This is a genomic window from Allobosea sp. Tri-44 (assembly GCF_004123845.1).
Lineage (GTDB): Bacteria > Pseudomonadota > Alphaproteobacteria > Rhizobiales > Beijerinckiaceae > Allobosea.
Genome location: NZ_NBDP01000053.1, coordinates 98,642 through 121,644, shown reverse-complemented (window position 1 = coordinate 121,644; position 23,003 = coordinate 98,642). Strand labels below are relative to the sequence as shown.

The window sequence follows — 23,003 nt, the reverse complement described above, 5'->3', positions numbered from 1 at the left end:
CCGCACCGATACCGCGCGGAGCAACCGTTTTTCTGGGCCATGCTGATCGTCTGCCCCAACTGCGCCAGCCGATATGAGATCGCAGAGGCCAAGATCGGGGCCGGCGGTCGCAAGGTGCGTTGTGCCAGCTGTCAGACGACCTGGCAGATCGAAGCTCCACAGGTTGCCGAAGTCCCAACGACGAACGACATCCTGCAATCCGACCTGGATGCCGCGACCCCGGACCTTCCCGCCGCTCCCACCCCCGAACAGACTGCCGCCGAGCTCGAGGAAGAACTGCGCCGCGCCGGCGAGATCGATGCCGACATCTCCGCGATCACAGCTCAGCGAGCCGAGGCCCGACAGCCCGACGCATCAGAACCGCCCCCTTCTCGGAAGCGCAGCTGGGCCACCGTCCGCAACCCGCTTGCACGCCTGCCGTCGGCTGCCGCGACCATCTTCGTGGTGGCGGGCATCGCCATCCTCGGGTTCGGCTTCTGGCAACGCGAGCACGTTGTTCGGGCGATGCCGCAATTGGCCGACCTCTATGCGAAGATCGGCTTGCCAGTGAACGTGCGCGGCCTTGCCTTCAGCGCCGTCGAGAGCGAACTGGTTCAGGATCCGCAAGGGCGTTTCCTGGTGGTCACGGGCGACGTCACCAACATCACCAGGGGCGCGGCCAAGGTGCCGCCGATCACGGTGACGGTACAGGCTGAGGATGGCAAGGTGCTCTACAGTTGGACGACGGAGCCGCCACGCCCATCGCTCGAGTCGGCCGAGTTGATGCATTTTCGTGCCCGCCTCGCCTCGCCGCCCGAGAACGGCCGCTCGGTCCAGCTGCGCTTCGGCGCGACTAACCCCAACGGCATCGCCGCTCTCTACTGATTTCCCACACCTGGTTTCCCAACTCCTCGGCCCCGGCCGCTTCAATTGTCGGCGCATGGACGCTATGACTGAGACCTAAACAGGTTAGCCCGCGATCAAGGGGCTGCGCGGGCACGGGCCCGCGCCGATAAGGAATGGTCGTCGATGTCCCAGCCCCAGCGTATCCGCGTTCTCTACGACGAGGCTGCGATCGCCGCCCGCAATGCCGAAATGGCTGCCGAGATCGCAGCCGATTCCGGCGAAGGCCTGCTCGTCGTCGCGGTGCTGAAGGGCAGCTTCATGTTCGTCGCCGACCTGATTCGGGCCATGCATCGCACCGGCATGACCCCGCAGGTCGAGTTCGTGCACCTCTCCAGCTATCGCGCCGCCACCATCTCTTCCGGCCAGGTCGAGATCCTGCGCGACGTCCAGAGCGATGTTCGCGGCAGGCAAGTGCTGCTCGTCGACGACATCCTCGAATCCGGCCGCACGCTCGCCTTCGCCAAGGACCTGCTCGCCGCGCGCGGCGCCGCCCGGGTCTCCACCGCCGTCCTGCTCGAGAAGCCGGCCAAGCGCGCCGTCAATATCCAGGCGGACTATGTCGGCTTCGAGTGCCCCGATTATTTCGTCGTCGGCTACGGCATGGACGTCGCCCATTCCTACCGCCAGTTGCCCTATGTCGGCGTGATCGAGACCGCCGATCAGGCCGGCCTGCCGGGGATCTGAACGATGTCGCGCATTCTCGTGGTCGACGACGAAGAGAGCTTGCGCTCGCTGGTCGCGCGCGGCCTCGCCATGGACGGGCACGATTGCCTGACCGCCGGCGACGGCGCCGAGGCTCTCGACATCCTGATGGCCGAGCAAGGCCATTTCGATCTGCTGCTCACCGACATCCGCATGCCATTGATGGACGGCATCGCCCTGGCGCTCGCCGCCAAGCAGCAATTCCCCGACCTCACCATCATGCTGATGACCGGCTATGCCGAGCAGCGCGAACGGGCCAAGAGCCTCGAGACCATCGTCGCGGAGGTGATGACCAAGCCCTTCACCATCGCCGAACTGCGCGAGACGGTGCTGCGCGTGATCGAGCGCTCGATCGGGTGAGCGCTTGCTGGCTCAGCGATTCAGCCACCAGATTGACGCGTTGAGCAGGCTCGCGAACGAGACCCAGGCGAGATAGGGCACGAACAGCGCTGCCGAGAGCCTGTCGCCCAGCCATGCGAAACACCGCATCGTCCAGATCATCGCCGCGAGCAGTAGCGCGATCACGACGAGCCCGCCCGCCGGGCTGTTCAGGCCGAAGAACACGCAGGACCAGAGCATGTTGAGCGCGAGTTGGATGTGGTAGGCGAGCAGTGCCTGCGCCCTACCCGGCATGCCATTCGGCAGGCGCAAGACGCGAAAAGCAGCCAGCGCCATCAGTGCGAATAAAGCCGTCCAGACCGGAGCGAACAGCCAGTTCGGTGGATTGAAGGGCGGCTTGGCGAGGCCGGCATACCAGCCGGGGATTTGCGGCACCGTCACCGCGCTGCCGATCAGCGAAGCCGCCGCCACCGGCAGGATGGCAATGAGGACGGAAATCCATACTGCCGGCTGACGGCCAGCCCGATCTGTCGATATGCTCATGCGGCAAGGATGGGGTGTCTCTGCGCTCCGGGCAAGGCGAGCCTCTTGCACCGCAGCAATCATGGTGAGATGAATCGTCTCACATAATGGAAATCAGATCGCCCATGACCAAGCGCCCGCTGCACCCCCGTTCGCTCGCCGCCCAGGCGATGGGCAAGATCGACCCGCTGACCAAGGCCGTGGTGCCGCCGATCCATGTCTCCACCACCTATATCCGCGACGAGGACAACGCCTATTCATCCGGCTTCATCTATGGCCGGCCGGACAATGAGACGGTGCACGAGGCGCAGGCCGTGCTCGCCATGCTCGAGGAAGCGAAGGCCGGCGCCCTTCTGTTCAGCTCAGGGATGGCGGCCGCGACCGCCGTGTTCCAGGCGCTCTCCCCTGGCGATCATGTCGTTGCCTCCAAGGTGATGTACTGGGCGCTGCGTTCCTGGCTGCTGACCGAGGCGACACGCTGGGGGTTGAAGATCGACTTCGTCGAGAGCGACGATCTCGACAAGCTGAAGGCCGCCGTGAAGCCCGGCGTCACCAAGCTGGTCTGGATTGAAACGCCATCCAACCCGCTCTGGACCATCACCGATATCGCCGCGGCCGCCGAGATCGCCCATGCGGCCGGCGCCAGGCTCGCGGTCGATTCGACCTGCGCCTCGCCGGTGCACACCCGCCCGCTCACGCTCGGCGCCGATATCGTCATGCATGCCGCGACCAAGGTGCTGAACGGCCATTCCGATGTGATCGCCGGCGCGCTCTGTGCCCGGCAGGACGATGAATTCTGGGCCCGCATCAAGACCGTGCGCAAGGGCCAGGGCGGCATCCTCGGCCCATTCGAGGCTTATCTCTTGATGCGCGGCATGCGCACGCTCCATGTCCGGCAGGAGCGCCAGTCGGCCTCGGCCATGGCACTGGCGCAGAAGCTTGCCGCCCACCCGCTGGTCTCGCGCGTGCTCTATCCCGGCCTGCCGCAGCATCCCGGCCACGACATCGCGGCGCGCCAGATGGAGGGCGGTTTCGGCTTCATGCTCTCGGTCCAGGTCACCGGGGGCGAGGCGGCGGCGGTTGCCACAGCGGCTCATGTCGAGTTGTACAAAAGGGCCACCTCGCTCGGCGGCGTCGAGAGCCTGATCGAGCACCGCGCCTCGATCGAAGGCGCGGGCTCACCCTGCCCGCCCGATCTGCTGCGTCTGTCTACCGGCATCGAGGACGTCGACGATCTCTTCGCCGACCTCGACCAGGCGCTGAAGGCCGGGCACCGCTGAGGCTCAGAACCAGATCCCTTTAGCCGTCGTCAGCAATTGCCGGCGGTCGGCGAGGCCGTTGGCCCCGCCATTGATCAGCTGGGTGACGCGCGCTGTGTCATCGCGGTCGGCAGCGGCGTTGATCTTGCGATCGCGCCAATAGGCGAAGGCGATCTGGACCGAGATGCGCGGATCAAGCGCCAATTCCGGCCGCCCTTCGAGATCGACGTTCAGCATACGGCCGATGCGCTTGTAATTGGCCCGGCCGGTCAGCTGGAAAATGCCGCGTCCGTGATAGCGCGCACCATCGCCGGGCTCGGTGTTGCCGAGATCGGTCCGGCCTTCGTAGCGAGCGAACTGCTTCTTCCCGCCCTTCTCCTCCAACGTGCGGAAACGGTCGCTCTCATGCGCGGCTTGAGCCAGGAAATGGCAGACGCGCAGCGGCGTCGTCAGATCGGCCTCGGCGGCGAGCCGATCGAAATGCAGGGCGATGTTGTTCATGATCTCCGCCTTGCCCATCGGCGCCAGGCGGGCGAGCCGCGTGACCGTTACGGCAAGATCCGGCACCCGCGGAGCCTGCGGCTTCTCGACTGGGGCTTCCTCGGCTGACGATCCTTGCATCGACATGGCGGCACTCCGGTTGCGCTTTGCATTAGAGCCGGATCCGATCAGGCTGAACCAGCCTGATCGGTGAATCCGTCTCTCACTATCAGTTTGGAGACCGTTTTGCCGATCAGCTTGCGACGCAAGCTGATCGGAACGGGCTCTAGTATGCATCCGTTTCGCAGCGCGGGGATAAATCCAACTGCCGGTCGTCATGGACCTGAAACAGCCGGCCGCTAGCGAAGGCGACCGCCTCAGGAAAACCCGCCATGACCAACCAGACCGCCCTCAGCCGCCGCACGCTACTTGCCGGCCTCGGCACTGCCGCTCTCGCCGTAGCAGCAGCCCCCGCTCTCGCTCGCTCGCTTCCGGCCCTGCCGATCAGCGGCCTCGGCACCGACACCGGCTATTGGGATGCAGTCCGGCGCCTCTACAGCGTCACGCCCGATATGGTGAACCTTGAGAACGGCTATTGGGGCATCATGGCCGAGCCGGTGAAGGCCGAATACAAGCGCCTGACCGACTTCGTGAATTTCGAGAACACCGTCTACGCCCGCACCAGGATCGGCCAGGATCTCGACGAGGTCCGCACGCCGGTCGCCGGCTTCCTCGGCGTCGCCCGCGAGGAGATCGCGCTGACCCGCGGCGCCACCGAGGCGCTGCAGACGCTGATCGCCGGCTACAACAAGCTCAAAGCCGGCGACGGCGTGCTCTACGCCGATCTGGACTATGATTCGATGCAATACGCGATGAACTGGCTGAAAGGCCGGCGCGGCGTCGAGGTCGCCAAATTCGACATCCCGGAGCCCGCGACCAAGGCCAATGTGCTCGCGGCCTATGAAGCCGCGCTCAAGGCCAATCCGAAGACGAAGCTGCTGCTGCTCACCCATATCAGCCACCGCACCGGGCTGATGATGCCGGTCAGGGAACTTGCCGCCATGGCCAAGGCGCGCGGCATCGACGTCATCCTCGACGCTGCCCATAGCTGGGGCCAAGTCGACTTCAAGGCCAAGGAGCTCGGTGTCGATTTCATCGGCTTCAACCTGCACAAATGGATCGGCGCGCCGCTCGGCGTCGGCGTCATGTACATCGCCCGCGATCGACTGGCCGATATCGACACCCATTATGGCGACGAGGACTTCAAGGCCGACGATGTCCGCTCGCGCATCCACACCGGCACGCCGAACTTCGCCGCGCAGCTCGCCGTTCCCGCAGCGCTAGCCTTGCATCAGGAAGTCGGACCGCAGGCCAAGGAAGCGCGCTACCGTCATCTCCGCAACTACTGGGTCGCCCGGGCGCGCGAGCTCAAGGGCATCGAAATCCAGACGCCGGACGACCCGGAGATGGTCGCAGGCATCACCTCCTTCGCGCTGACCGGCAAACGCTCCGCCGCCGACTGCAACGCCGTCGTCGCGGCGCTGCGCGACCAGCACAAGGTGATGACAGTGCGTCGCGGTGGCGTCGCCAAGGGCAACACCATCCGCATCTCCCCGGCGCCCTATCTGACCGAATCCGATCTCGACCGCTTCATCGCGGCGCTCGCGGTCGTCTCGGGCAATCGGCCGGGCTGACGAGATAGGGTTAAAAAGAAAGAGGCCGCGCTGAGCGCGGCCTCTGCTCAATTCCGCCGCAGCAGGCGCTCGAGATAGTCGAGCTCTTCGGTCGGGCGCAGCGGGTCGCCAAGACGTCGGCGCAGCTCCTCAAGAATGCGCCGCGCCCGCTGCGTCGCGCTCTCGTCGGCACCCGGCACGCGCACGCGGCCATCGGCCCAGTCGCGCTGGCGCTGCGGTCGCCCGAGCGGATCGTTGTTGTCGCGCTGTTGCGCGGAAGGCCGGCCGGCCGGGCGCCCGTCCGGTTCGCCATAGGCGTTGTCGTTGCCCTCGCCTTCGCCGGGCTCGCCCTGCATCTGCTGAGCGAGGTTCTGGCCACCCTTGCGTAGTGCCTCGAGCGCACGACCCTGCGCATCCACCGCCTGCCCGTCCTGGCCCTGGCCGAGCTGGCCTTCTGCCTCGCGCATGGCGTCCTCGGCCTCGCCAAGCTCACCCGGATCGGCGCCCATGCCGCGCATACGCCGCTGCAGGTCCTGCAGACGCTCGCGCAGTGCCTGCTGGCGCTGCGACAGGCTCTGACCCTGTCCGCCCTCGGCGTTCTGGCCGTCCTCGCCCTCGCCCTCTTCGCCGTTCTCGCCCGGCTGTTGTCCGGGTTGCTGGCCGCGTTGACCACGCTGGCCCTGCTGTCCTTGCTGGCGCTGGCCCTGCTGGCCGGGACGCGCCTGCTGCTGGCCGGGACGCTGGCCGCGCTGGGCCCGATTCTGGCGCTGCTGGTCCTGTTGGTAGGTCTCGTCGCGCAATTGCTGCTGCTCACGCGTCATCCGGTCGAGATCGCCGAGCGCCTGGTTCATCTCGCGCTGGCGCGGGTCCTGCTGGCCCGGGCGCGCCGTCTTGAGATTGTTCAGGAGGTTGTTGAGCTCCTCCATCAGACGCTGCGCCTCGGCCATGTCGCCGCGCTTCGACAACTCCTCGATGCGGTTGAGCATGTTCTGCAGGTCGCGCGGCGTCACCGTGCGGAAATTCTCGGGCAGCTGCGCCTGGTTCCGCTCGCCGTTCTGCTGCTGGCGCTGCATCTGCTGGGCGAGTTCACGCATGAACCGGTCCATGGCGCGGCGCATCTCTTCGGTGAGCTTCTTGATCTCGTCCTCGGTGGCGCCGCGATCGAGCGCCTGCTGCAGATTCTCCTGCGCAGCCCGCAGCGCCTTTTCGGCATCCGACAGGTCGCCATCCTCGAGCTGCAGCGCGAGCGCCCACATCATCTCGGCGGTGTCGCGCAGCTGGTCGTCGCTGGCGGCGCGGCGCAATCGCTCGCTAATCATGCGCATGCCGAGATAGACGCCGGTCTCCTTCATGAAGCGGTCCGGCTCGATCATCAGCGCGTCGAGCGCGAGCTGAACCTTCTTGCGCGTATCGACATCCATGATCAGCTTGCGCCGCTGCTCGACCAGCGCCTTGGCCAGCGGCTTGGTGAAGGTCCGCTGCGGCAGCACGACCTCGACGGTCTCGCTGCGTCCCTCCTGCCCGGTCTCGTCGCGCGCCACGAGGCTCATATTCACCTTGGCGCCGGCCCAGGGATGAGCCGAGAAGTCGACCGTGCTCTTCATCTCGTCTTCGCCCGAGCCGGAGGACGGCACGGGCAGAATCTGCTTGGGCGCCTCGACCAGCGAGCGCCCGCCCGTGAGGGGAGAGACGCGCGAGACGACGACCTCGGCCGAGGCGATGCCGTAATCGTCCTTGGCGCGATAGCTGATGCCGAGCCCGCCCTGCACGCCGCTGACCGGCTTGGGCGGCTCGGCGAAGGCGATCTCCGGTTTCTGGTCAATGATCGCGTGCAGGCTCAGTGTCTGGGCGGGCGCCCCCGATCCGATGATGCGCAAGGTGCCGTCGCCGGCGAGCAGATAGCGCTTCTCCGTCACCGCGACGGTATTCGTCAGTGCAGCTTTGGCATCAGCCGGCTTGGCTTCGCCGGGCTTGCCCTCGACCGGCACCGCATCGAGCCGGCCCGTGGTCGCGACATCCATGCCGCTGCGACCGGCGATGCGCACCACCACCGTCGACTTCTCGGGCACGTTGAAATTGGGGCTCGCCAGCCTGGCGAAGTCGATCAGGATCGGCGGCATGCGCGTATAGGCCGGCGGGTCGATCCAGGCATCGATCCGGACCGCCGCGGCGGCGAGCGCAGGTCCGCGCCAGTCGAAAGCGGCGGTGAGGCGCGGCAGGACCTCGTGCCCGGCGACGAAGAAACCGGCGACGGCAGCGACCAGAGGCGCCGCACGCAGTGCCCGCTTGTCGCGCCCGGCCATATGCGGTTGCGGAGGCGCGACCTTCAGCGCCGCGACATGGGCGCCCTGGCGTTGCAGATGCAGCGTCCACAGCGCCTGCGAGACCGGGTCCTTGCCGCCGACCGCAAGCGTATCCTCGAGCGCAGTCGCCGGGCGATGCGCGCCATCCATGGAATGGTCGAGCCGGGCCAGCGCCTCGCGGCGGCTCGGCCAGCGGCCGGTCATCGCCGGCCAGAAGCTTCCGAGCAGCGCCAAAGCGAAGATGGCGGAGCCGGCGGCCCGGCCCCACCAGGGCAGGTGCAGCCAGAGCCCGAACCAGGAGACGGCGAGGAAGAGCAGCACGACGCAGAGCGGCGCCCACAGCTTCGGCCAGAGTCGCTCCCAGGCGAGCGACAGCCGCGACGCCATGGTGAGGCGTTCCAGCCGCTTGCGGATCGGCCCACCTGTATCAAGCGCCGTACGGCGCAGTGTTTCGCTCATCCGATGCTCCGAGCCGCCCCCCGCGGCGCCTCTCTTGGCTTCATCGATCGAGCGGAGAGGCTAGCACGGGATTGTGGCGTGACCAGCACTCAGGCGCGATACCCCACAGGTGCTCCGGGAATCGTGAAGCAGGCTCAGGGCAGCCAGGGTGGTGCACGATCCGTGCCGATCAGCTCTTCATAGGTCTGGCGCGGCCGCGTTACGGCGAATTTATCGCCCTTGACCAGCACTTCGGCGACGAGCGGGCGCTGATTATAGGTCGAGGACATGCTGGCGCCATAGGCACCGGCGGTCATGAAGGCGATCAGGTCACCAGGCCTCAGCTCGGAGAGATCGCGCCCGGTGGTGAAAGTGTCGCCTGATTCGCAGATCGGCCCGACCACGTCATAGGCGATCGTCTTCGCGCCTTCCGCCGGCTCCGCCACCGGCCAGATCTCGTGATAGGCCTCGTACATCGCCGGCCGCAGCAGGTCGTTCATCGCCGCGTCGACGACGAGGAACTGCTTGGTCGGCCGCGGATTGAGATGCAGCACTTTGGTCAGCAGGATGCCCGCATTGCCGACGATCAGCCGCCCCGGCTCGAAACCGAGCTCGGCGTCGAGTCCCTCGGTGACCCTGGCGACCATCGCGGCATAGGCCTCGATCAGCCCGGGGCCGTGATCGAATTCCCGGGGAATATCGTAGGGGATGCCGAGCCCGCCGCCGAGATCGAGTCGATCGACCCGGTGTCCCTCGGCCCGCAGCGCCAGCACGAGATCGCGCATCTTGGCATAGGCCGCCTCGAAGGCACCGACCTCGCGGATCTGGCTGCCGATATGCACGGCGAGCCCCATGATCCTGACGCCCGCCATGTTGGCAGCGCGGGCATAGAGCCGGTGCACCTCCTCGAAGGAGACACCAAACTTGTTGGCCGAGGACCCCGTGGTGATCTTGGCATGGCCGCCGGCGCCGATGTCGGGATTGACCCGGAATACCGCTTCCTGGCGCTTGCCCAGACGCTGCGCCACCTTCGAGAGCAGGTCGAGCTCGCCCTCGGTCTCGATATTGACCTGGAAGATGCCGGCCTCGACGGCGAAGGCGAGCTCGTTTTCGCTCTTGCCGACGCCGGAGAAGACAATCTTGTCAGCCGGGAAGCCCGCCGCGAGCGCCTTGCGGATTTCGCCCTCGGAGACCGTGTCGGCGCCGGCACCGAGCGCCGCCAGCGTCTTCAGCACGCCGAGATTGCTGTTCGCCTTCATGGCGTAGAAGACATGCGCCGGCTTGCCCGGCGCGGTCAACTTCATCGCCGCTTCATAGAGGCGGTAATGCCGCTCGATCGTCGCCGAAGAGTAGATATAGACCGGCGTTCCGACCGTCTCCGCGATCTCGCGCAGGTCGACATCCTCGGCGAAGAGCGCGCCGTCGCGATAGCCAAAATGATGCATCGTCAGCTCAGAGCAGCGGGTCGAGCACGAAGGACGATTCGGGGATCGTAATGGCCTTGTTCGTCTTCGGTGGCTTGCCCAGCGGCGAAGCTTCCGTCGCGTTGAAGGTGTTCTCCACTGCGCCGACCTGCTTGTCGGGCAGGGCGACCGCGTTCTTGGCGTTCGGCGGCGGCTCCAGCGGTCCACGGCGGCCGCAAGCCGCGAGCGCGAGGCCGAGCAGGCCGATCACCAGCACGGTGCGGCCGAGTTTCAGGCGGGATTGCAGCACGAACGATGATCCTTGGGCGAAGCTTCGGGACGAGTGTAGCGAATGGCGCGCAAGCTTGCGAGCCTTTGCGCCGGGATCATGACTGCGGCTTCGCGTCCTTGGCGAGCAGCTTCAGCCAGCGCTTGGCCTGCCGCTTCACATTCGCCGGAGCGGTGCCGCCGTAGCTGGTGCGGCTCTTCACCGAGCGCTCGACGCCGAGCACGGCGAAGATCTCGTCGCCAATCTTCGGCTCGACCTCCTGCATCTCGGCAAGCGAGAGCTTCTCCAGCCCGACACCCTTGGCCGAGGCGATGCCGACTAGGCGTCCGGTGACGTGGTGCGCATCGCGGAACGGCATCTTCAGCACGCGCACCAGCCAGTCCGCGAGATCGGTCGCTGTGGCATAACCGAGGCCGGCCGCCTTCTTCATCGTCTTCAGGTCCGGCTGCATGTCGCGGACCATGCCGGCACTCGCAGCGAGGCAAAGCGACAGGGTCTGCACCGCGTCGAAAGTGCCTTCCTTGTCCTCCTGCATGTCCTTCGAATAGGTCAGCGGCAGGCCCTTCATCATCGTCAGCATGCCCTGGAGCGCGCCAAAGACGCGCCCCGCCTTGCCGCGCACCAGCTCGGCTGCGTCGGGATTGCGCTTCTGCGGCATGATCGACGAGCCGGTCGAGAACTTGTCGGAGAGCTTGACGAAGCCGAATTGCGGCGTCGCCCACAGCACGATTTCCTCGGCGAGGCGCGACAAGTGCATGGCGCAGATCGAGGCAGCCGACAGCGTCTCCAGCACGAAATCGCGGTCCGAGACCGAATCGAGCGAGTTCGCCGTCGGGCGGGCGAAGCCGAGCGCCTTGGCCGTCATGTGCCGGTCGATCGGGAATGAGGTGCCGGCGAGCGCGGCGGCGCCGAGCGGGCATTCGTTCATGCGCTCGCGCGCATCCCTGAGCCGGCTGCGGTCACGTGCCAGCATCTCGACATAGGCGAGCAGATGGTGGCCGAAGGTGACCGGCTGGGCCGATTGCAGATGAGTGAAGCCCGGCATCACCGCGCCGGCATAGGTCTCGGCCTTTTCGGCCAGCGCGAGCTGCAGGTCGGCGACCTGCTCGTCGAGCTGGTCGAGCGCATCGCGCACCCAGAGCCGCATGTCGGTCGCGACCTGGTCGTTGCGCGAGCGCGCGGTGTGCAGGCGCCCGGCGGCGAGCCCGATCCGCTCCTTGAGATTGCTCTCGATATTCATGTGGATGTCTTCGAGCGCGCGCGAGAACGTGAAGCGCCCGGCTTCGATCTCGGCCTCGATGCCCTTGAGTCCGGCTGAGATGACGTCCACGTCGTCCTTCGTCAGGATGCCGGTCTCGGCGAGCATCGCGGCATGCGCCAGCGAGCCGCGGATGTCCTGACGCCACAGACGCTGGTCGAAATCGATGGAGGCGTTGATCTCCTCCATGATGGCGTCGGGACCTGTGGCGAAACGCCCACCCCACATGCGGTTGCTCACGGCGGTCTTTCCTGCTCTTCAAGGACGCGCGATGACGTCTCGGTCGAAAATGGTGGTGGCCTGTGGGGCCTTGGCGCTGCTTGCGCTCGGCGGCGCTGCGGCCTTCTACTCCGTACGGGGCGCGGCGGGCAATTCCACTTGCAGCGCAGCCGCCACGAAGGTGGAGGCGTTGCGTCCCCTCGCGAAGGGCGAGGTCGCGGCTGTCGAGGTCGCCAAGCAACCGGCGCTGCTGCCCGATCTCGCCTTCAACGGCCCGGACGGCAAGCCAATGAGCCTCTCGGCCTTTCGTGGCAAGACCGTTCTGGTCAACCTCTGGGCGACCTGGTGCCTGCCCTGCCTGACCGAAATGCCGGCGCTCGACGCGCTCCAGGGTGCGCTCGGCGGCTCCGATTTCGAGGTCGTGGCGATCAACATCGACACGCGCCATCCCGACAAGCCAAAGAAGTGGCTGGCCGACAAGAACATCACCCGCCTCGCCTATTATGCCGACCCGCAGGCCAAGGTCTTCCAGGACATCCGCGCGGTGAAGAAGGTCGAAGGCATGCCGATCAGCCTGCTGGTTGACCCCGCCGGCTGCGAACTCGCTCTGCTCCAGGGCCCGGCCGAATGGGCGGGAGCCGACGCCAAGGCGATGATCACGGCTGCGATCGGCCGGCGCTGACCACCGCCCTCCATCGATCACGGCGCTGACACGCACAAGAGCGACAAGCGGCTTAAGGCCTCATCCTTCGATCGTAAGATCGCGGGATGTGAACCCATACCCGCTCAGCCAGTTGCAGCAAGGCCCGCCATCGGTGACGCGGGCCCACCGATCGTACAGGAGCGATGCGATGATCCGTTTCGACATGAACACAGTGCGCCACGCCGCCCGAACGACCCTTCGCCTGGCGATGAGCGGCCTGCTGGTCACCGGGCTGACAGTGAACGTGCAGGCGCAGGAGCGCACCGCGATTTCCGGGACCACAGTCTCGCTGACGCCGCTGAAGGGCTTTGCGCCGTCGGCCAAGTTCGCCGGTCTGGAGAACGTCGAGGCGAAGGCCTCCGTGCTCGTCGTCGAGCTGCCGCCCGAGGCGCATCCGCAATTGTCGGCGCTGTTCACCAATCTCGAGACGGCGAAGACCAACTTCGCCAAGCAGAACATCACCATCGACGACGCCGAGGACATCGAGACCGCCGCCGGCAAGGGCCGCATCCTGACCGGCCAGCAGGCCCTCGGCGCAGCGACCTTCGACAAATGGATCGTGCTGCTCAAGGGCGCCAAGACCGTGATGATCACGGTGCAGGCGCCGGATGATTCCGACCTTGATGGCGACGATGTCGTCGCCATGCTGAAGACCGTGTCGCTCGGCGCGGAGCCGACGCTCGACCAGAAGCTCGCCGCCTTGCCCTTCCGCGTCCGCGCCGCCGAGCCCTTCCGCGTCGTCGACACCTTCGGCGGCCTCGGCGTGCTGATGACCGTCGGCCCGCTCAACGCCGATCCCAAGGGTCAGCAGCCGATGCTGATCGTCAGCTATCAGACCGGCGGCCAGGCCGCCGCCGGTCAATTGGCCGCTGTCGGTGAAAAGCTGCTGCAGACGACGCGTGGTTTCGAGAAGGCCGAGATCACCAAGCGCGACACCGTCGCCTTCGCCGGCGACAAGAACGGCACCATGCTGTCGGGCACGACCACGGAAGGCTCCGCCCGCAAGCGCTTCGCCCAGTATATGGGACTGGGTGCCGATGGCCGCTTCGTGCGCATGATCGTCAGCGCCGACGAAGCGACGTATCCCTCGCTCGAACCGGCGATCAAGTCGATCGCCGACAGCATCGCCTTCGCCAAATAGACCCCAAGCACGCAGCCGGTCAGCCGACCTGGCGTCACCGATCTGCAACATTTGCCATGGCCGGCCGGCTGCTCCATACGCTGCCGGCCATGAGCTACACCATCGGCCTCGCCACCACTTTCCACGACCCGGCCATCGCCATCATCGACCCCGGCGGAGAGGTCCTGTTCGCCGAGGCCACCGAGCGCTATTTGCAATATAAGCGGGCGCCGAACTGCGAGCCGGACACGGCGGTGCGGATGGAAAGCCTGCTCAAGCGCTACATCCCGAAGGGCGCGAAGATCAGGCTCGCGACAAGCTGGGGCGAGGAGTTCACCGGCTTCCTCGACCAGATGAGCCGCGCCGGCGCCTTCAGCCTCGATTCACTGCTGAAGCTCTCGCCCGCCTTCAATCGCTCGCTCGTGCCGGAACGCAGCGAGCGCGCCTTGATCGCCTCGTTGCATCACCAGCAGCAGCGCGCCGGCCTCGGCACCTTGCTCGGTCTCGACCGGGCTTTTGGGGAGGCGAAGGTCACCGGGATCAAGCGCTACGGCCACCATCTCAGCCATGCGGCTTACGCCTGCTGGTCGTCGCCCTTCCGCGATGCCGCCTGCCTCGTCGTCGACGGCATGGGCGAGACCGGCGCTTCTGCGATCTTCGCGCTCAGGGATGGCCGCCTCACCGAGCTGAAGCGCCATCGCGGCCGCGAATCGATCGGCTTCTATTTCGGCTTCGTCACCGACCTCGCCGGCTTCGACCAGGCCAAGGGCGAGGAATGGAAGATCATGGGGCTCGCGCCCTATGGCCGAAGCGATCCCGAATTGCTCGCTCTGCTGCGCAAGCTCTATCGCGTCGAGGGCACCAAGCTCAGCTTCGCCGACGCCGCGACGGTCCAGCAGGTCGCCGCCGACATCCTCGCCCGCCGCCCGGCCGACGCGCTCGACAAGGGCTGGGCCGATCTCTCGCGCTGCGGCCAGGACGTCTTCGCCGAGATGATGGAGGCGCTGCTGGCCGAGACGGCGGCGCTCTGCCCATCGGAGAATCTCGTGCTCGCCGGCGGCTGCGCGTTGAACTCCTCCTTCAACGGCAAGATCGTCGGCCGCCACGGCTTCCGGCAGGTCTATGTCCCCTCCGCCCCGGCCGATGACGGCAATGCGGTCGGTGCCGCCTGGCTCGCCCATGCCGAAGCCAATCCGGACTGGCAGGCGCCGAAGGGGCCGATGACGCCCTATCTCGGCTCGTCCCTCTCGACCGAGCCCTTCGAGCGCATGGCGGCTTGGGAGCCTCGGCTGCAGAAGCTCGCGCCCGACGAGATCATCGTCGCAACGGCCAAGCTCCTGGCCGACGGCAAGCTGATCGGCTGGGCGCAGGGGCGCGCCGAGTTCGGGCCGCGCGCGCTCGGCAACCGCTCGATCCTGGCCGATCCGCGTCCCGCAGATGCCAAGGACCTCCTCAACGCCAAGGTGAAGTATCGCGAGGCCTTCCGGCCCTTTGCGCCTTCGATCCTGGCCGAGCACGGCTCCGACTGGTTCGAGAACTATCAGGACTCGCCCTATATGGAGCGCACCCTGACCTGGAAGGAAGCGGTGCGCTCGCGCGTTCCCGCTGTCGTCCACGAGGATGCGACCGGACGCCTGCAGAGCGTCACCGCCGAGCGCAATCCGCGCTATCATACCTTGATCAAGGCGTTCCACGAGCTCACCGGCGTACCGGTGATCCTCAACACCTCGTTCAACATCATGGGCAAGCCGATCCTGCACTCAAGCGAGGACGCGATCCTGATGTTCTACACAAGCGGGCTCGATGCACTGGTGGTCGAGGACTGGCTGCTGGTGAAGTGACCTGCCGCCTGACCGTGGCCTGCGCTGTCTGGGCGTGCTAGCCAAGCGAAATGACCGCCCAAAAACCGCAATTCTGGATTGTCGCCGGACCCAACGGTGTCGGCAAGACTACCTACGCCTTCCGGCATATCAGGGCCGTCTCGGGTAGCACGAGCTTCGTCAATCTCGACGAGATCGCGCGTGGTCTTTCCCCGCTGGACCCGTCGGCCGAGCAGCAACGCGCGGCTCGCGTGGCGCTGGCAATGACGCGGTCGCTGATCGCCGAAGGGCGCTCGTTCTCGATCGAAACGACTGTGTCGGGCAAAACGCATCTTCGTACGATCGCTGCCGCGCGCGAAGCCGGCTTCGCGATCAACCTGCTCTTCTTCCTGGTCGCTTCGCCGGAAGTGTCGCTGTCGCGTATCGCCCGCCGCGTGAGCGAAGGCGGGCATGACGTCGCCGAAGCCGATGTGCGCCGCCGCTTCGATAGGGCGATCTCGAACCTGCCGATTTATATCGGGGCTGTCGATCAGTGGCGCGTCTTCAACAATGCCACATTGCGCCCGCAGGTTGTAGCCGAAGGGCGGCGAGGCTGCCTCGCTCTCCTTGAGCGATCCGACAATCTGCCAAAGGCGCTCTGGAGCGCCCTCGAAACATTGCCCGCCTGCGCCGAAGCTTGAGCTGGGTTCAGCTCGCCTGCTTGACGGCGATGCCCTTCTCTTCGAGCAGCGCCTGTAGTTCGCCGGCCTGGAACATCTCGCGGGTGATGTCGCAGCCGCCGACGAACTCGCCCTTGACGTAGAGCTGCGGGATCGTCGGCCAGTTCGAATAGGCCTTGATGCCCTCGCGGATCTCCTGGTCCTCGAGCACGTTGACGCCCTTGAACGGCACGCCGACGTAAGAGAGGATCTGCACGACTTGGCCCGAGAAGCCGCACATCGGGAATTGCGGCGTGCCCTTCATGAAGAGCACGACGTCGCTGGACTTCACTTCGGCATCGATGCGGGCGTTGACGTCGCTCATGTCTTTTCTCCTGCGGCGGGTTCAAGGCCCGCTGGATGAACTCGTTCTAATCTTGGGGAACCGTCGTCGTCAGCGCAAGGGCATGCAGCACGCCGCCCATGTTTCCTTGCAGCGCGGCATAGACCATCTGGTGCTGCTGGACGCGCGATTTGCCCGTGAAGGCCGCCGAGGTCACGGTCGCGGCATAATGATCGCCATCGCCGGCGAGATCCTTGATCTCGACGATAGCGTCGGGGAACGCCGCCTTGATCATGCGCTCGATCTCGCTTGCTTCCATCGCCATGACTGATCTCCTCAAGCGGCCTTGCCGGCCATGTAGTCGGGCAGCCAGCTCTCATGCGCCGTGCGCAGCGCGGCGATCGAAACGGCAGCTTCGCCCGGCAGCGCCAGCTCGCTGCCGCCCGTCTTGCCGATGAGCTGCGCCGGAACCCCGGCTGCCTTCGCCTCGGCAACGATCGCATCAATGGCGCCGGCGGCGACGCTGAGCAGATAACGGCCCTGGTCCTCGCCGAACAGTACGGCATGGGTCGGTCCGGCCGGCAGCGTCTCGATCGTGGCGCCGATGCCCTTCGCCATCGCCATCTCGGCGAGCGCGACCGCAAGCCCGCCATCCGACAGGTCGTGACAGGTGGTCACTCGGCCAGTCGAGATCAGGGAACGGACGAAATCGCCGTTGCGGCGCTCAATGGCGAGATCGACCGGCGGTGGCGCACCCTCCTCGCGGCCGCAGACCGTCGCAAGATAGGCGCCCTGTCCGAGCCAGCCCTTGGTCTCGCCGATCAGCAGGATCGCCTCGCCCTCGGCCTTGAAGCCGATCGTCGCATGCTTGGTCACATCGGCGAGCAGGCCGACGCCGCCGATGGTCGGGGTCGGCAGGATCGAGACGCCGTTGGTCTCGTTGTAGAGCGAGACATTGCCGGAGACGACCGGGAAATCGAGCGCCTTGCAGGCCTCGCCGATGCCGCGGATGCATCCGACGAGCTGGCCCATCACCTCGGGCCGCTCGGGATTGCCGAAGTTCAGATTGTCGGTGATGGCGAGCGGCAGTGCGCCGACCGCGGTCAGGTTGCGCCAGGCTTCGGCGACCGCCTGCTTGCCGCCCTCGAACGGGTCGGCCTCACAATAGCGCGGCGTCACATCGGCGGTCATGGCGAGGCCCTTGGGGCCGTCCTCGATGCGCACGATGCCGGCGTCCCCACCCGGCGTCACCGCCGAGTTGCCGAGGATCAGCGTGTCGTACTGCTCATAGATCCAGCGCTTCGACGAGAGGTCGGGCGAACCGACCAGCGCGAGCAGGGCTTCCGTGTTCGGCATCGGCGGGATGACGCTGGCGGCATCGACCACCGGCCGCTTCGGCGTCTCGACCCAGGGCCGGTCATATTCGGGAGCCTCGTCGCCGAGCTCCTTGATCGGCAGGTCGGCCATCGTCTCGCCGTCATGCTTGACGACGAAGCGCAGCGTGTCGGTGGTCTTGCCGACGACGGCGAAGTCGAGGCCCCATTTGCGGAAGATCGCCTCGGCCGGCTCCTCGTGGCCGGGCTTGATCACCATGAGCATGCGCTCCTGGCTCTCCGACAGCATCATCTCATAGGCGCTCATGCCATCCTCGCGGCAGGGCACCGCGTTGAGGTCGAGCTCGACGCCGAGATCGCCCTTGGCGCCCATCTCGACGGCCGAGCAGGTCAGGCCGGCCGCGCCCATATCCTGGATCGCGTCGACATGGCCGGCGGCCATGATCTCGAGGCAGGCTTCGAGCAGCAGCTTCTCGGCGAAGGGGTCGCCGACCTGCACGGTCGGGCGCTTCTCTTCGGCGCCCTCGCCGAAGGCGGCCGAGGCCATGGTCGCGCCATGGATGCCGTCACGGCCAGTCTTGGAGCCGAGATAGACGATCGCCTTACCGACGCCCGAGGCCTTGGCGTAGAAGATCTCGTCGGAGCGCGCGAGGCCGACCGCCATGGCGTTGACCAGGTTGTTGCCGTCATAGCGCCGGTGGAAACCGGTGGCGCCGCCGACATTAGGCACGCCGAAGGAGTTGCCGTAGCCGCCGATACCGGCGACGACGCCGGAGACCAGATGCCGGGTCTTGGGATGGCTGGGATCGCCGAAGCGCAGCGCATCGAGCACCGCGATCGGGCGCGCGCCCATGGTGAAGACATCGCGCAGGATGCCGCCGACGCCGGTGGTCGCGCCCTGATAGGGCTCGATGAAGGACGGATGGTTGTGGCTCTCCATCTTGAAGACCACGGCGAGCCCGTCGCCGATATCGATCACGCCGGCATTCTCGCCCGGGCCCTGGATCACCCAGGGCGCCTTGGTCGGCAGCGTCTTCAGGTGGATCTTTGAGGATTTGTACGAGCAGTGCTCGTTCCACATCGCCGAGACGATGCCGAGCTCGGTGATCGACGGCTCGCGCCCGATCAGGTGCAGGAAGCGCTGGTACTCGTCCGGCTTGAGGCCGTGCTCGGCGACCAGCTGCGGGGTGATCTTGATGTCGTTGGGAATCACGCGGCCTGTTCCTGACGGAGGGGGCGAACGCAGGGCTCGATCTCAAGCGGGGGCAATAGCCTAAAAGCGGCAGGCGAGACAATCACGGCGAGGCGCACAGATTGAACGGCCGGCAAATGATGTGTATGTTTTGCACAACTCTTACACATCGAGGCTGCCATGCGCACCAATATCGAGCTCGATGACGACTTGCTCGCCGAGGCGATGGAAGCGACGGGCTTGCCGACCAAGCGTGCGACTGTGGAAGAAGCGTTGCGCAAGCTAGTGCAGCAGTATCGCCAACGTCAGGCGCTGAAAGAGCTCGACGGACTGGGATGGGATGGCGATCTCGACACCATGCGGCGCGATATCGACGAGCCGGCCGAAACCTGGTGATCGTCGTCGACAGCTCCGCCTGGATCGGGCTGCTTCGCGGCGACCGCTCACCACCGGTGGACAGGCTGCGCGAGCTGGAGGAAACGCAGAACGTTCTCGTCGGCGACATCGTTCTCTTGGAGATCCTGCGGGGCGCCCGAAGCGATCAGCAAGCTCTCGCCATCGAGACAAGGCTGCGTCGGTTTGCGGTCGCCCGCATGCTCTCTCCTGCTCTCGCGCGAGAGGGGGCCGCGCACTACCGCGACCTGCGGGCTCGTGGCATTACCATCCGCAAGACGCCCGACTTGATCATCGCGACCTACTGCATCGCCAACCGCCATCGCCTTCTGCACCAGGACCGAGATTTCGAGCCTTTCGTCGCGCACTGCGGCCTGCTGCTGGCCTGACAGCCTTCAGACGAAGATCTCCGCCATGGCCGCGCGCAGTTTGGCTGGGATCGGCACCGGCGTCTGCGGACCGCGCTCGACATAGACATGGGTGAAGAGGCCCTGCGCCGCCGTCAGCTCCCCGCCCTGCCGGAAAATGCCGATCCGATAGGTCACAGAGGAGCGGCCGAGCTTCTCGACCGCCAGCGCTCCCTCGACGATCTCAGGGAAGGCAACGCTCTCAAAATAGTCGCAGCGCGTGCCGACCACGAGGCCGACGATCTCGCTGTCCTTGACGTCGAGGAAGCCCTGCTCGATCAGCCAGGCGTTCACCACCGTGTCGAACCAGTTGTAGTAGATCACATTGTTGACGTGGCCGAAGACGTCGTTGTCGGCCCAGCGCGTCGGGATCGTGCGGAACAGGCGGAAATCGGCCCGCCCGAGCCTGGCCGGCTTCTCGCTCATCGCTCTCCCCCGCCGCCCGCCTTGTCGCCCGTGCCGATCTCGATCGCGCCGAGCGCATCCGCCAGCCGCGCCTTGGCCGAGCCGGGCCGCAGCGGCTTCTGCTGGCTCTCATGCGGCGCCCAGCCCGAGAGCCAGACGATCTCGAAGGTCGCACGCAGGCGACCGTCGGAATCGGAAAAGCGCTCGGCATAGAGTTCGGCCGCCCGCAGCAGCACGCCGCGCCGCAGCGGCTTGCGGCTGCGCTCGGTCAGCGCATTGGCCCAGCCCATGGCGCGCAGATCGCGCAGCAGGCCGAACATGTCGCCATAGCGCACGGTCACGTTCTCGCTGTCGATCACCGGTAATGCGAAGCCCGCGCGCTGGAGCAGGCTGCCGAGATCGCGCAGGTCGGCGAAAGGGGCAACGCGCGGGCTCGCGCCGCCAGTCACCTCGACCTCGGCCGCGAGCAGCGACTGGCGCAATTCGGTCAGGCTCTGGCCAGCGAGCAGGCAGGCGATGAACAGGCCGTCCGGCCGCAGGCTCCGCCTGATCTGCACCAGCGTACCGGGCAGGTCGTTGACGACATGCAGCGACAGCAGGGAGGCGATGAGATCGAGCGATTCCGGCGTGAAGGGCAGTGCCTCCAGATCGCCGACGAGGCCGGCGCTGGCGTCTGGCACTTCCGCTATGCGCAGCAGTTCGCCTGCCCGCGCCCGCAGCGCCGGCGCCGCCAGTGGCAACGGCGTGCCGAGATCAGCCGCCCGCTCGAAGCGGCGCAGCACGGCGGAGAGCCGCTCGTCGAGATCGGCGACGCAGCGCGCGAGCAGGAAATCGGGATAACCGGCAGAAAGCGCTGCCGTGAGGCGGCGACGATAGAGCGCGCGATCGAAGACGACGGAGCTCATCGCGCGCCTCGCTTCATTCCATTCCTTCGAGCTCGATGATCAACCCCTCGATCATCTTGAGCCCGATCTGCCAGAAGGCCGGATCGCGCGCATCGAGACCGAACGGCTTCAGCAGCTCGGAATGGTGCTTGGTGCCGCCGGCCGAGAGCAGCGCGAAATAGCGCTCCTGAAAGCCCGAGGCCGAGTTCTGGTAGACGCCGTAAAGCGAGTTCACCAGGCAATCGCCGAAAGCGTAGGCGTAGACATAGAAGGGCGAGTGGATGAAGTGCGGGATATAGGCCCAGAAGGTCTCGTAGCCCGGCCCGAGCCGGATCGCGGGGCCCAGGCTCTCCGACTGCACGCTGAGCCAGAGATCGCAGAGATTCTCGGCCGTCAGCTCGCCCTGCCGGCGCGCCTCGTGGACCTTGCGTTCGAAGGAGTAGAACGCGATCTGGCGCACGACCGTGTTGATCATGTCCTCGACCTTGGCCGCCAGCATCGCCTTGCGCTGCTTTTGATCCGTGGTTCCATCGAGCAGCTTTCGGAAGGTCAGCATCTCTCCGAACACGCTCGCCGTCTCGGCAAGCGTCAGCGGCGTCGGCGCCATCAGCGCCCCGTTCGGCCCGGCGAGAACCTGGTGCACGCCATGGCCGAGCTCATGCGCCAACGTCATCACGTCGCGCGGCTTGCCCTGGTAGTTCAGCAGCACATAGGGATGTGCGGATGGCACCGTCGGATGTGCGAAGGCGCCCGGCGCCTTGCCGGGTCGGGCCGGCGCATCGATCCAGCTTTCGTCGAAGAAGCGCTGTGCGATCCCCGCCATCTTCGGCGAGAAGGCGCCATAGGCGTCGAGAACCGTGTCGCGCGCCTCGGTCCACGGAATCGTGCGCTGCTCGACCTTGGGCAGCGGCGCGTTGCGATCCCAATAGTCCAGCACCTCCTGGCCGAACCAGCGCGCCTTCAGCTTGTAGTAGCGGTGCGACAGCCTTGGATAGGCCTCGCGCACAGCGGCGACCAGCGCATCGACCACCTCGCGCTCGACCCGGTTCGCCAGATGGCGTGAATCGGCGACGTCCTCGAACTTGCGCCAGCGGTCCGAGATTTCCTTGTCCTTGGCGAGCGTGTTGGTGATCAGGCCGAAGGTACGCAGGTGCTGGCGGAAGACCGTGCCCAGTACCTCCGCCGCCTGCTTGCGCACGGCACCGTCGGCGTCCTGCAGCCGGTTCAGCGTCAGTTCGAGGGTGAGATCGTCGTCGCCGACCTTGAAGCGCAGCGAGGCGATGGTCTCATCGAAAAGCCGGTTCCAGGCGCCGTGGCCGGTGACCGACTTCTCGTGGAAGAGCTCCTCAATCCGGTCCTCGAGCTGGTGCGGCTTGTCCTTGGCGAGGTCTTCCAGCCAGGGCTTCCAGTGGCTGAGGGGAGCCTGCGCAGCCACCTTGGTCAGCAGCGCCTCGTCGATCCGGTTGAGCTCAAGCCCGAAGAACAAGAGCTCGGTCGAGATCGCGGTGACCTTGTCCTGCGTGTCGCCATAGAATTTGGCGCGCTGCGGGTCGGTGGTGTCGCCAGAATAGACCAGGCCGGCATAGGACATGATCTTGCCGACCAGGTCCTCCAACCGCTCATAGGCCTTGACCGCTTCGGTGAGCGCCGAGCTGGCATCGTCACGCGCGGCGAGTGCCGCAAGCTTGCCGCGGTAGAGCTCGGCGAAACGCCGCGCCTCCACCGCTGCACGCTCGACATCGGCAGCGAAGGCCGGCGAATCCATCGCCGGATAAAGATGCGTCAGGTCCCATTCCGGCAGGGCGCCGAGCGCCTCGGCCGCGCCTCCGGCATGGGCGGCGCGGGCAGGTGCGGGACGGTCGAAGGGGCGGGTCATGTCGTCGTCAGCCTCGGCCTGTCGGGAAGGATTGTGGCCCCCTCATATGCGCGGGCTGCCGCCCGCGATCAACGGCGACGCTGTCACAGGCGCCCGATTTCCTACGAGCTTCGCCGGC

At 66.4% G+C, this 23,003-nt stretch carries 23 protein-coding genes; 11 read left to right on the top strand and 12 right to left on the bottom strand.

The genetic code is table 11. From position 1 onward, the window contains the following. The first annotated feature begins 39 nt into the window (after positions 1 to 39). The 3 genes from B6S44_RS25630 to B6S44_RS25620 all read left to right on the top strand — a co-directional run bounded on the left by B6S44_RS25630 (position 40) and on the right by B6S44_RS25620 (position 1,947). The gene (locus B6S44_RS25630; protein ID WP_164985963.1) at positions 40 to 864 is read left to right on the top strand and encodes a zinc-ribbon domain-containing protein; all 825 of its coding nucleotides are present in this window, start codon (positions 40 to 42) and stop codon (positions 862 to 864) included. Positions 865 to 1,008: 144 nt separating this feature from the next. Further along, positions 1,009 to 1,569 (top strand): hypoxanthine phosphoribosyltransferase, encoded by a 561-nt coding sequence (gene hpt, locus B6S44_RS25625; RefSeq protein WP_129159701.1) that lies wholly within the window; start codon positions 1,009 to 1,011, stop codon positions 1,567 to 1,569. Between the two features lie 3 nt (positions 1,570 to 1,572). Further along, positions 1,573 to 1,947, top strand: a complete 375-nt coding sequence (locus B6S44_RS25620) for a response regulator (RefSeq protein ID WP_129159700.1) — start codon at positions 1,573 to 1,575, stop codon at positions 1,945 to 1,947. 12 nt (positions 1,948 to 1,959) lie between these two features. Here B6S44_RS25620 and B6S44_RS25615 read toward each other — a convergent pair whose 3' ends face one another. Beyond that, positions 1,960 to 2,469, bottom strand: a complete 510-nt coding sequence (locus tag B6S44_RS25615) for a TspO/MBR family protein (RefSeq protein WP_129159699.1) — start codon at positions 2,467 to 2,469, stop codon at positions 1,960 to 1,962. Positions 2,470 to 2,573: 104 nt separating this feature from the next. Between B6S44_RS25615 and B6S44_RS25610 the strand changes: the two genes are divergently transcribed. Next, positions 2,574 to 3,728, top strand: a complete 1,155-nt coding sequence (locus B6S44_RS25610) for a trans-sulfuration enzyme family protein (protein ID WP_129159698.1) — start codon at positions 2,574 to 2,576, stop codon at positions 3,726 to 3,728. A 3-nt stretch (positions 3,729 to 3,731) separates the two neighbouring features. On the opposite strand, the gene B6S44_RS25605 is transcribed toward B6S44_RS25610, so the two are convergent. Beyond that, a complete protein-coding gene (locus B6S44_RS25605; protein ID WP_164985962.1) occupies positions 3,732 to 4,334 on the bottom strand; it encodes a glycoside hydrolase family 19 protein in 603 nt (200 codons plus the stop codon). Between the two features lie 245 nt (positions 4,335 to 4,579). On the opposite strand from B6S44_RS25605, the gene B6S44_RS25600 reads away from it, so the two are divergent. Next, positions 4,580 to 5,881 carry an aminotransferase class V-fold PLP-dependent enzyme gene (locus tag B6S44_RS25600; protein ID WP_129159696.1) on the top strand — a complete coding sequence of 434 codons (1,302 nt, stop codon included), beginning with the start codon at positions 4,580 to 4,582 and terminating at the stop codon, positions 5,879 to 5,881. 47 nt (positions 5,882 to 5,928) lie between these two features. Here B6S44_RS25600 and B6S44_RS25595 read toward each other — a convergent pair whose 3' ends face one another. The 4 genes from B6S44_RS25595 to argH form a co-directional block, all read right to left on the bottom strand. Next, complete coding sequence (locus B6S44_RS25595) at positions 5,929 to 8,622, bottom strand: TIGR02302 family protein (RefSeq protein ID WP_129159695.1); 2,694 nt, start codon at positions 8,620 to 8,622, stop codon at positions 5,929 to 5,931. Between the two features lie 134 nt (positions 8,623 to 8,756). Next, complete coding sequence (gene lysA, locus B6S44_RS25590) at positions 8,757 to 10,046, bottom strand: diaminopimelate decarboxylase (RefSeq protein ID WP_129159694.1); 1,290 nt, start codon at positions 10,044 to 10,046, stop codon at positions 8,757 to 8,759. Positions 10,047 to 10,053: 7 nt separating this feature from the next. After that, positions 10,054 to 10,314, bottom strand: coding sequence for an LPS translocon maturation chaperone LptM (lptM, locus tag B6S44_RS25585; protein WP_129159693.1), 261 nt, complete (start codon positions 10,312 to 10,314; stop codon positions 10,054 to 10,056). Positions 10,315 to 10,390: 76 nt separating this feature from the next. Then, positions 10,391 to 11,791 (bottom strand): argininosuccinate lyase, encoded by a 1,401-nt coding sequence (argH, locus tag B6S44_RS25580; protein ID WP_129159692.1) that lies wholly within the window; start codon positions 11,789 to 11,791, stop codon positions 10,391 to 10,393. A 31-nt stretch (positions 11,792 to 11,822) separates the two neighbouring features. Between argH and tlpA the strand changes: the two genes are divergently transcribed. The 4 genes from tlpA to B6S44_RS25560 all read left to right on the top strand — a co-directional run bounded on the left by tlpA (position 11,823) and on the right by B6S44_RS25560 (position 16,093). After that, positions 11,823 to 12,452 (top strand): thiol:disulfide interchange protein TlpA, encoded by a 630-nt coding sequence (tlpA, locus tag B6S44_RS25575; protein WP_248309759.1) that lies wholly within the window; start codon positions 11,823 to 11,825, stop codon positions 12,450 to 12,452. A gap of 169 nt (positions 12,453 to 12,621) precedes the next feature. Continuing rightward, positions 12,622 to 13,614 (top strand): hypothetical protein, encoded by a 993-nt coding sequence (locus tag B6S44_RS25570; protein WP_129159690.1) that lies wholly within the window; start codon positions 12,622 to 12,624, stop codon positions 13,612 to 13,614. Positions 13,615 to 13,703: 89 nt separating this feature from the next. Further along, positions 13,704 to 15,434, top strand: coding sequence for a carbamoyltransferase family protein (locus tag B6S44_RS25565; RefSeq protein WP_129160000.1), 1,731 nt, complete (start codon positions 13,704 to 13,706; stop codon positions 15,432 to 15,434). A gap of 50 nt (positions 15,435 to 15,484) precedes the next feature. Next, positions 15,485 to 16,093, top strand: a complete 609-nt coding sequence (locus tag B6S44_RS25560; protein ID WP_129159689.1) for an AAA family ATPase — start codon at positions 15,485 to 15,487, stop codon at positions 16,091 to 16,093. Positions 16,094 to 16,100: 7 nt separating this feature from the next. Here the strand turns inward: B6S44_RS25560 and grxD are convergent, their stop codons facing one another. Genes grxD through purL form a run of 3 tightly spaced genes read right to left on the bottom strand, consistent with a single transcriptional unit; the run spans position 16,101 to position 18,941 of the window. Next, a complete protein-coding gene (gene grxD / locus B6S44_RS25555) occupies positions 16,101 to 16,436 on the bottom strand; it encodes a Grx4 family monothiol glutaredoxin (protein WP_091836387.1) in 336 nt (111 codons plus the stop codon). 46 nt (positions 16,437 to 16,482) lie between these two features. Further along, positions 16,483 to 16,719 (bottom strand): BolA/IbaG family iron-sulfur metabolism protein, encoded by a 237-nt coding sequence (locus B6S44_RS25550; protein WP_129159688.1) that lies wholly within the window; start codon positions 16,717 to 16,719, stop codon positions 16,483 to 16,485. Between the two features lie 11 nt (positions 16,720 to 16,730). Further along, a complete protein-coding gene (gene purL / locus B6S44_RS25545; RefSeq protein WP_129159687.1) occupies positions 16,731 to 18,941 on the bottom strand; it encodes a phosphoribosylformylglycinamidine synthase subunit PurL in 2,211 nt (736 codons plus the stop codon). Positions 18,942 to 19,100: 159 nt separating this feature from the next. Between purL and B6S44_RS25540 the strand changes: the two genes are divergently transcribed. Together B6S44_RS25540 and vapC are read left to right on the top strand one after the other, a co-directional pair. Further along, positions 19,101 to 19,316: a type II toxin-antitoxin system VapB family antitoxin gene (locus B6S44_RS25540; protein ID WP_129159686.1), complete on the top strand. Its 216-nt coding sequence runs from the start codon at positions 19,101 to 19,103 to the stop codon at positions 19,314 to 19,316. Then, the gene (vapC, locus tag B6S44_RS25535) at positions 19,313 to 19,702 is read left to right on the top strand and encodes a type II toxin-antitoxin system VapC family toxin (protein WP_129159685.1); all 390 of its coding nucleotides are present in this window, start codon (positions 19,313 to 19,315) and stop codon (positions 19,700 to 19,702) included. Before B6S44_RS25540 ends, vapC begins: the two co-directional genes overlap by 4 nt. A gap of 6 nt (positions 19,703 to 19,708) precedes the next feature. Here the strand turns inward: vapC and B6S44_RS25530 are convergent, their stop codons facing one another. The 3 genes from B6S44_RS25530 to B6S44_RS25520 are packed head-to-tail and all read right to left on the bottom strand — an operon-like array spanning position 19,709 to position 22,885. After that, positions 19,709 to 20,146, bottom strand: coding sequence for an acyl-CoA thioesterase (locus tag B6S44_RS25530; RefSeq protein ID WP_129159684.1), 438 nt, complete (start codon positions 20,144 to 20,146; stop codon positions 19,709 to 19,711). Continuing rightward, positions 20,143 to 21,030: a methyltransferase domain-containing protein gene (locus B6S44_RS25525; protein ID WP_129159683.1), complete on the bottom strand. Its 888-nt coding sequence runs from the start codon at positions 21,028 to 21,030 to the stop codon at positions 20,143 to 20,145. Before B6S44_RS25525 ends, B6S44_RS25530 begins: the two co-directional genes overlap by 4 nt. Positions 21,031 to 21,043: 13 nt before the next feature. Further along, positions 21,044 to 22,885, bottom strand: coding sequence for a M3 family oligoendopeptidase (locus tag B6S44_RS25520; RefSeq protein ID WP_129159682.1), 1,842 nt, complete (start codon positions 22,883 to 22,885; stop codon positions 21,044 to 21,046). Between the last annotated feature and the right edge of the window lie 118 nt (positions 22,886 to 23,003).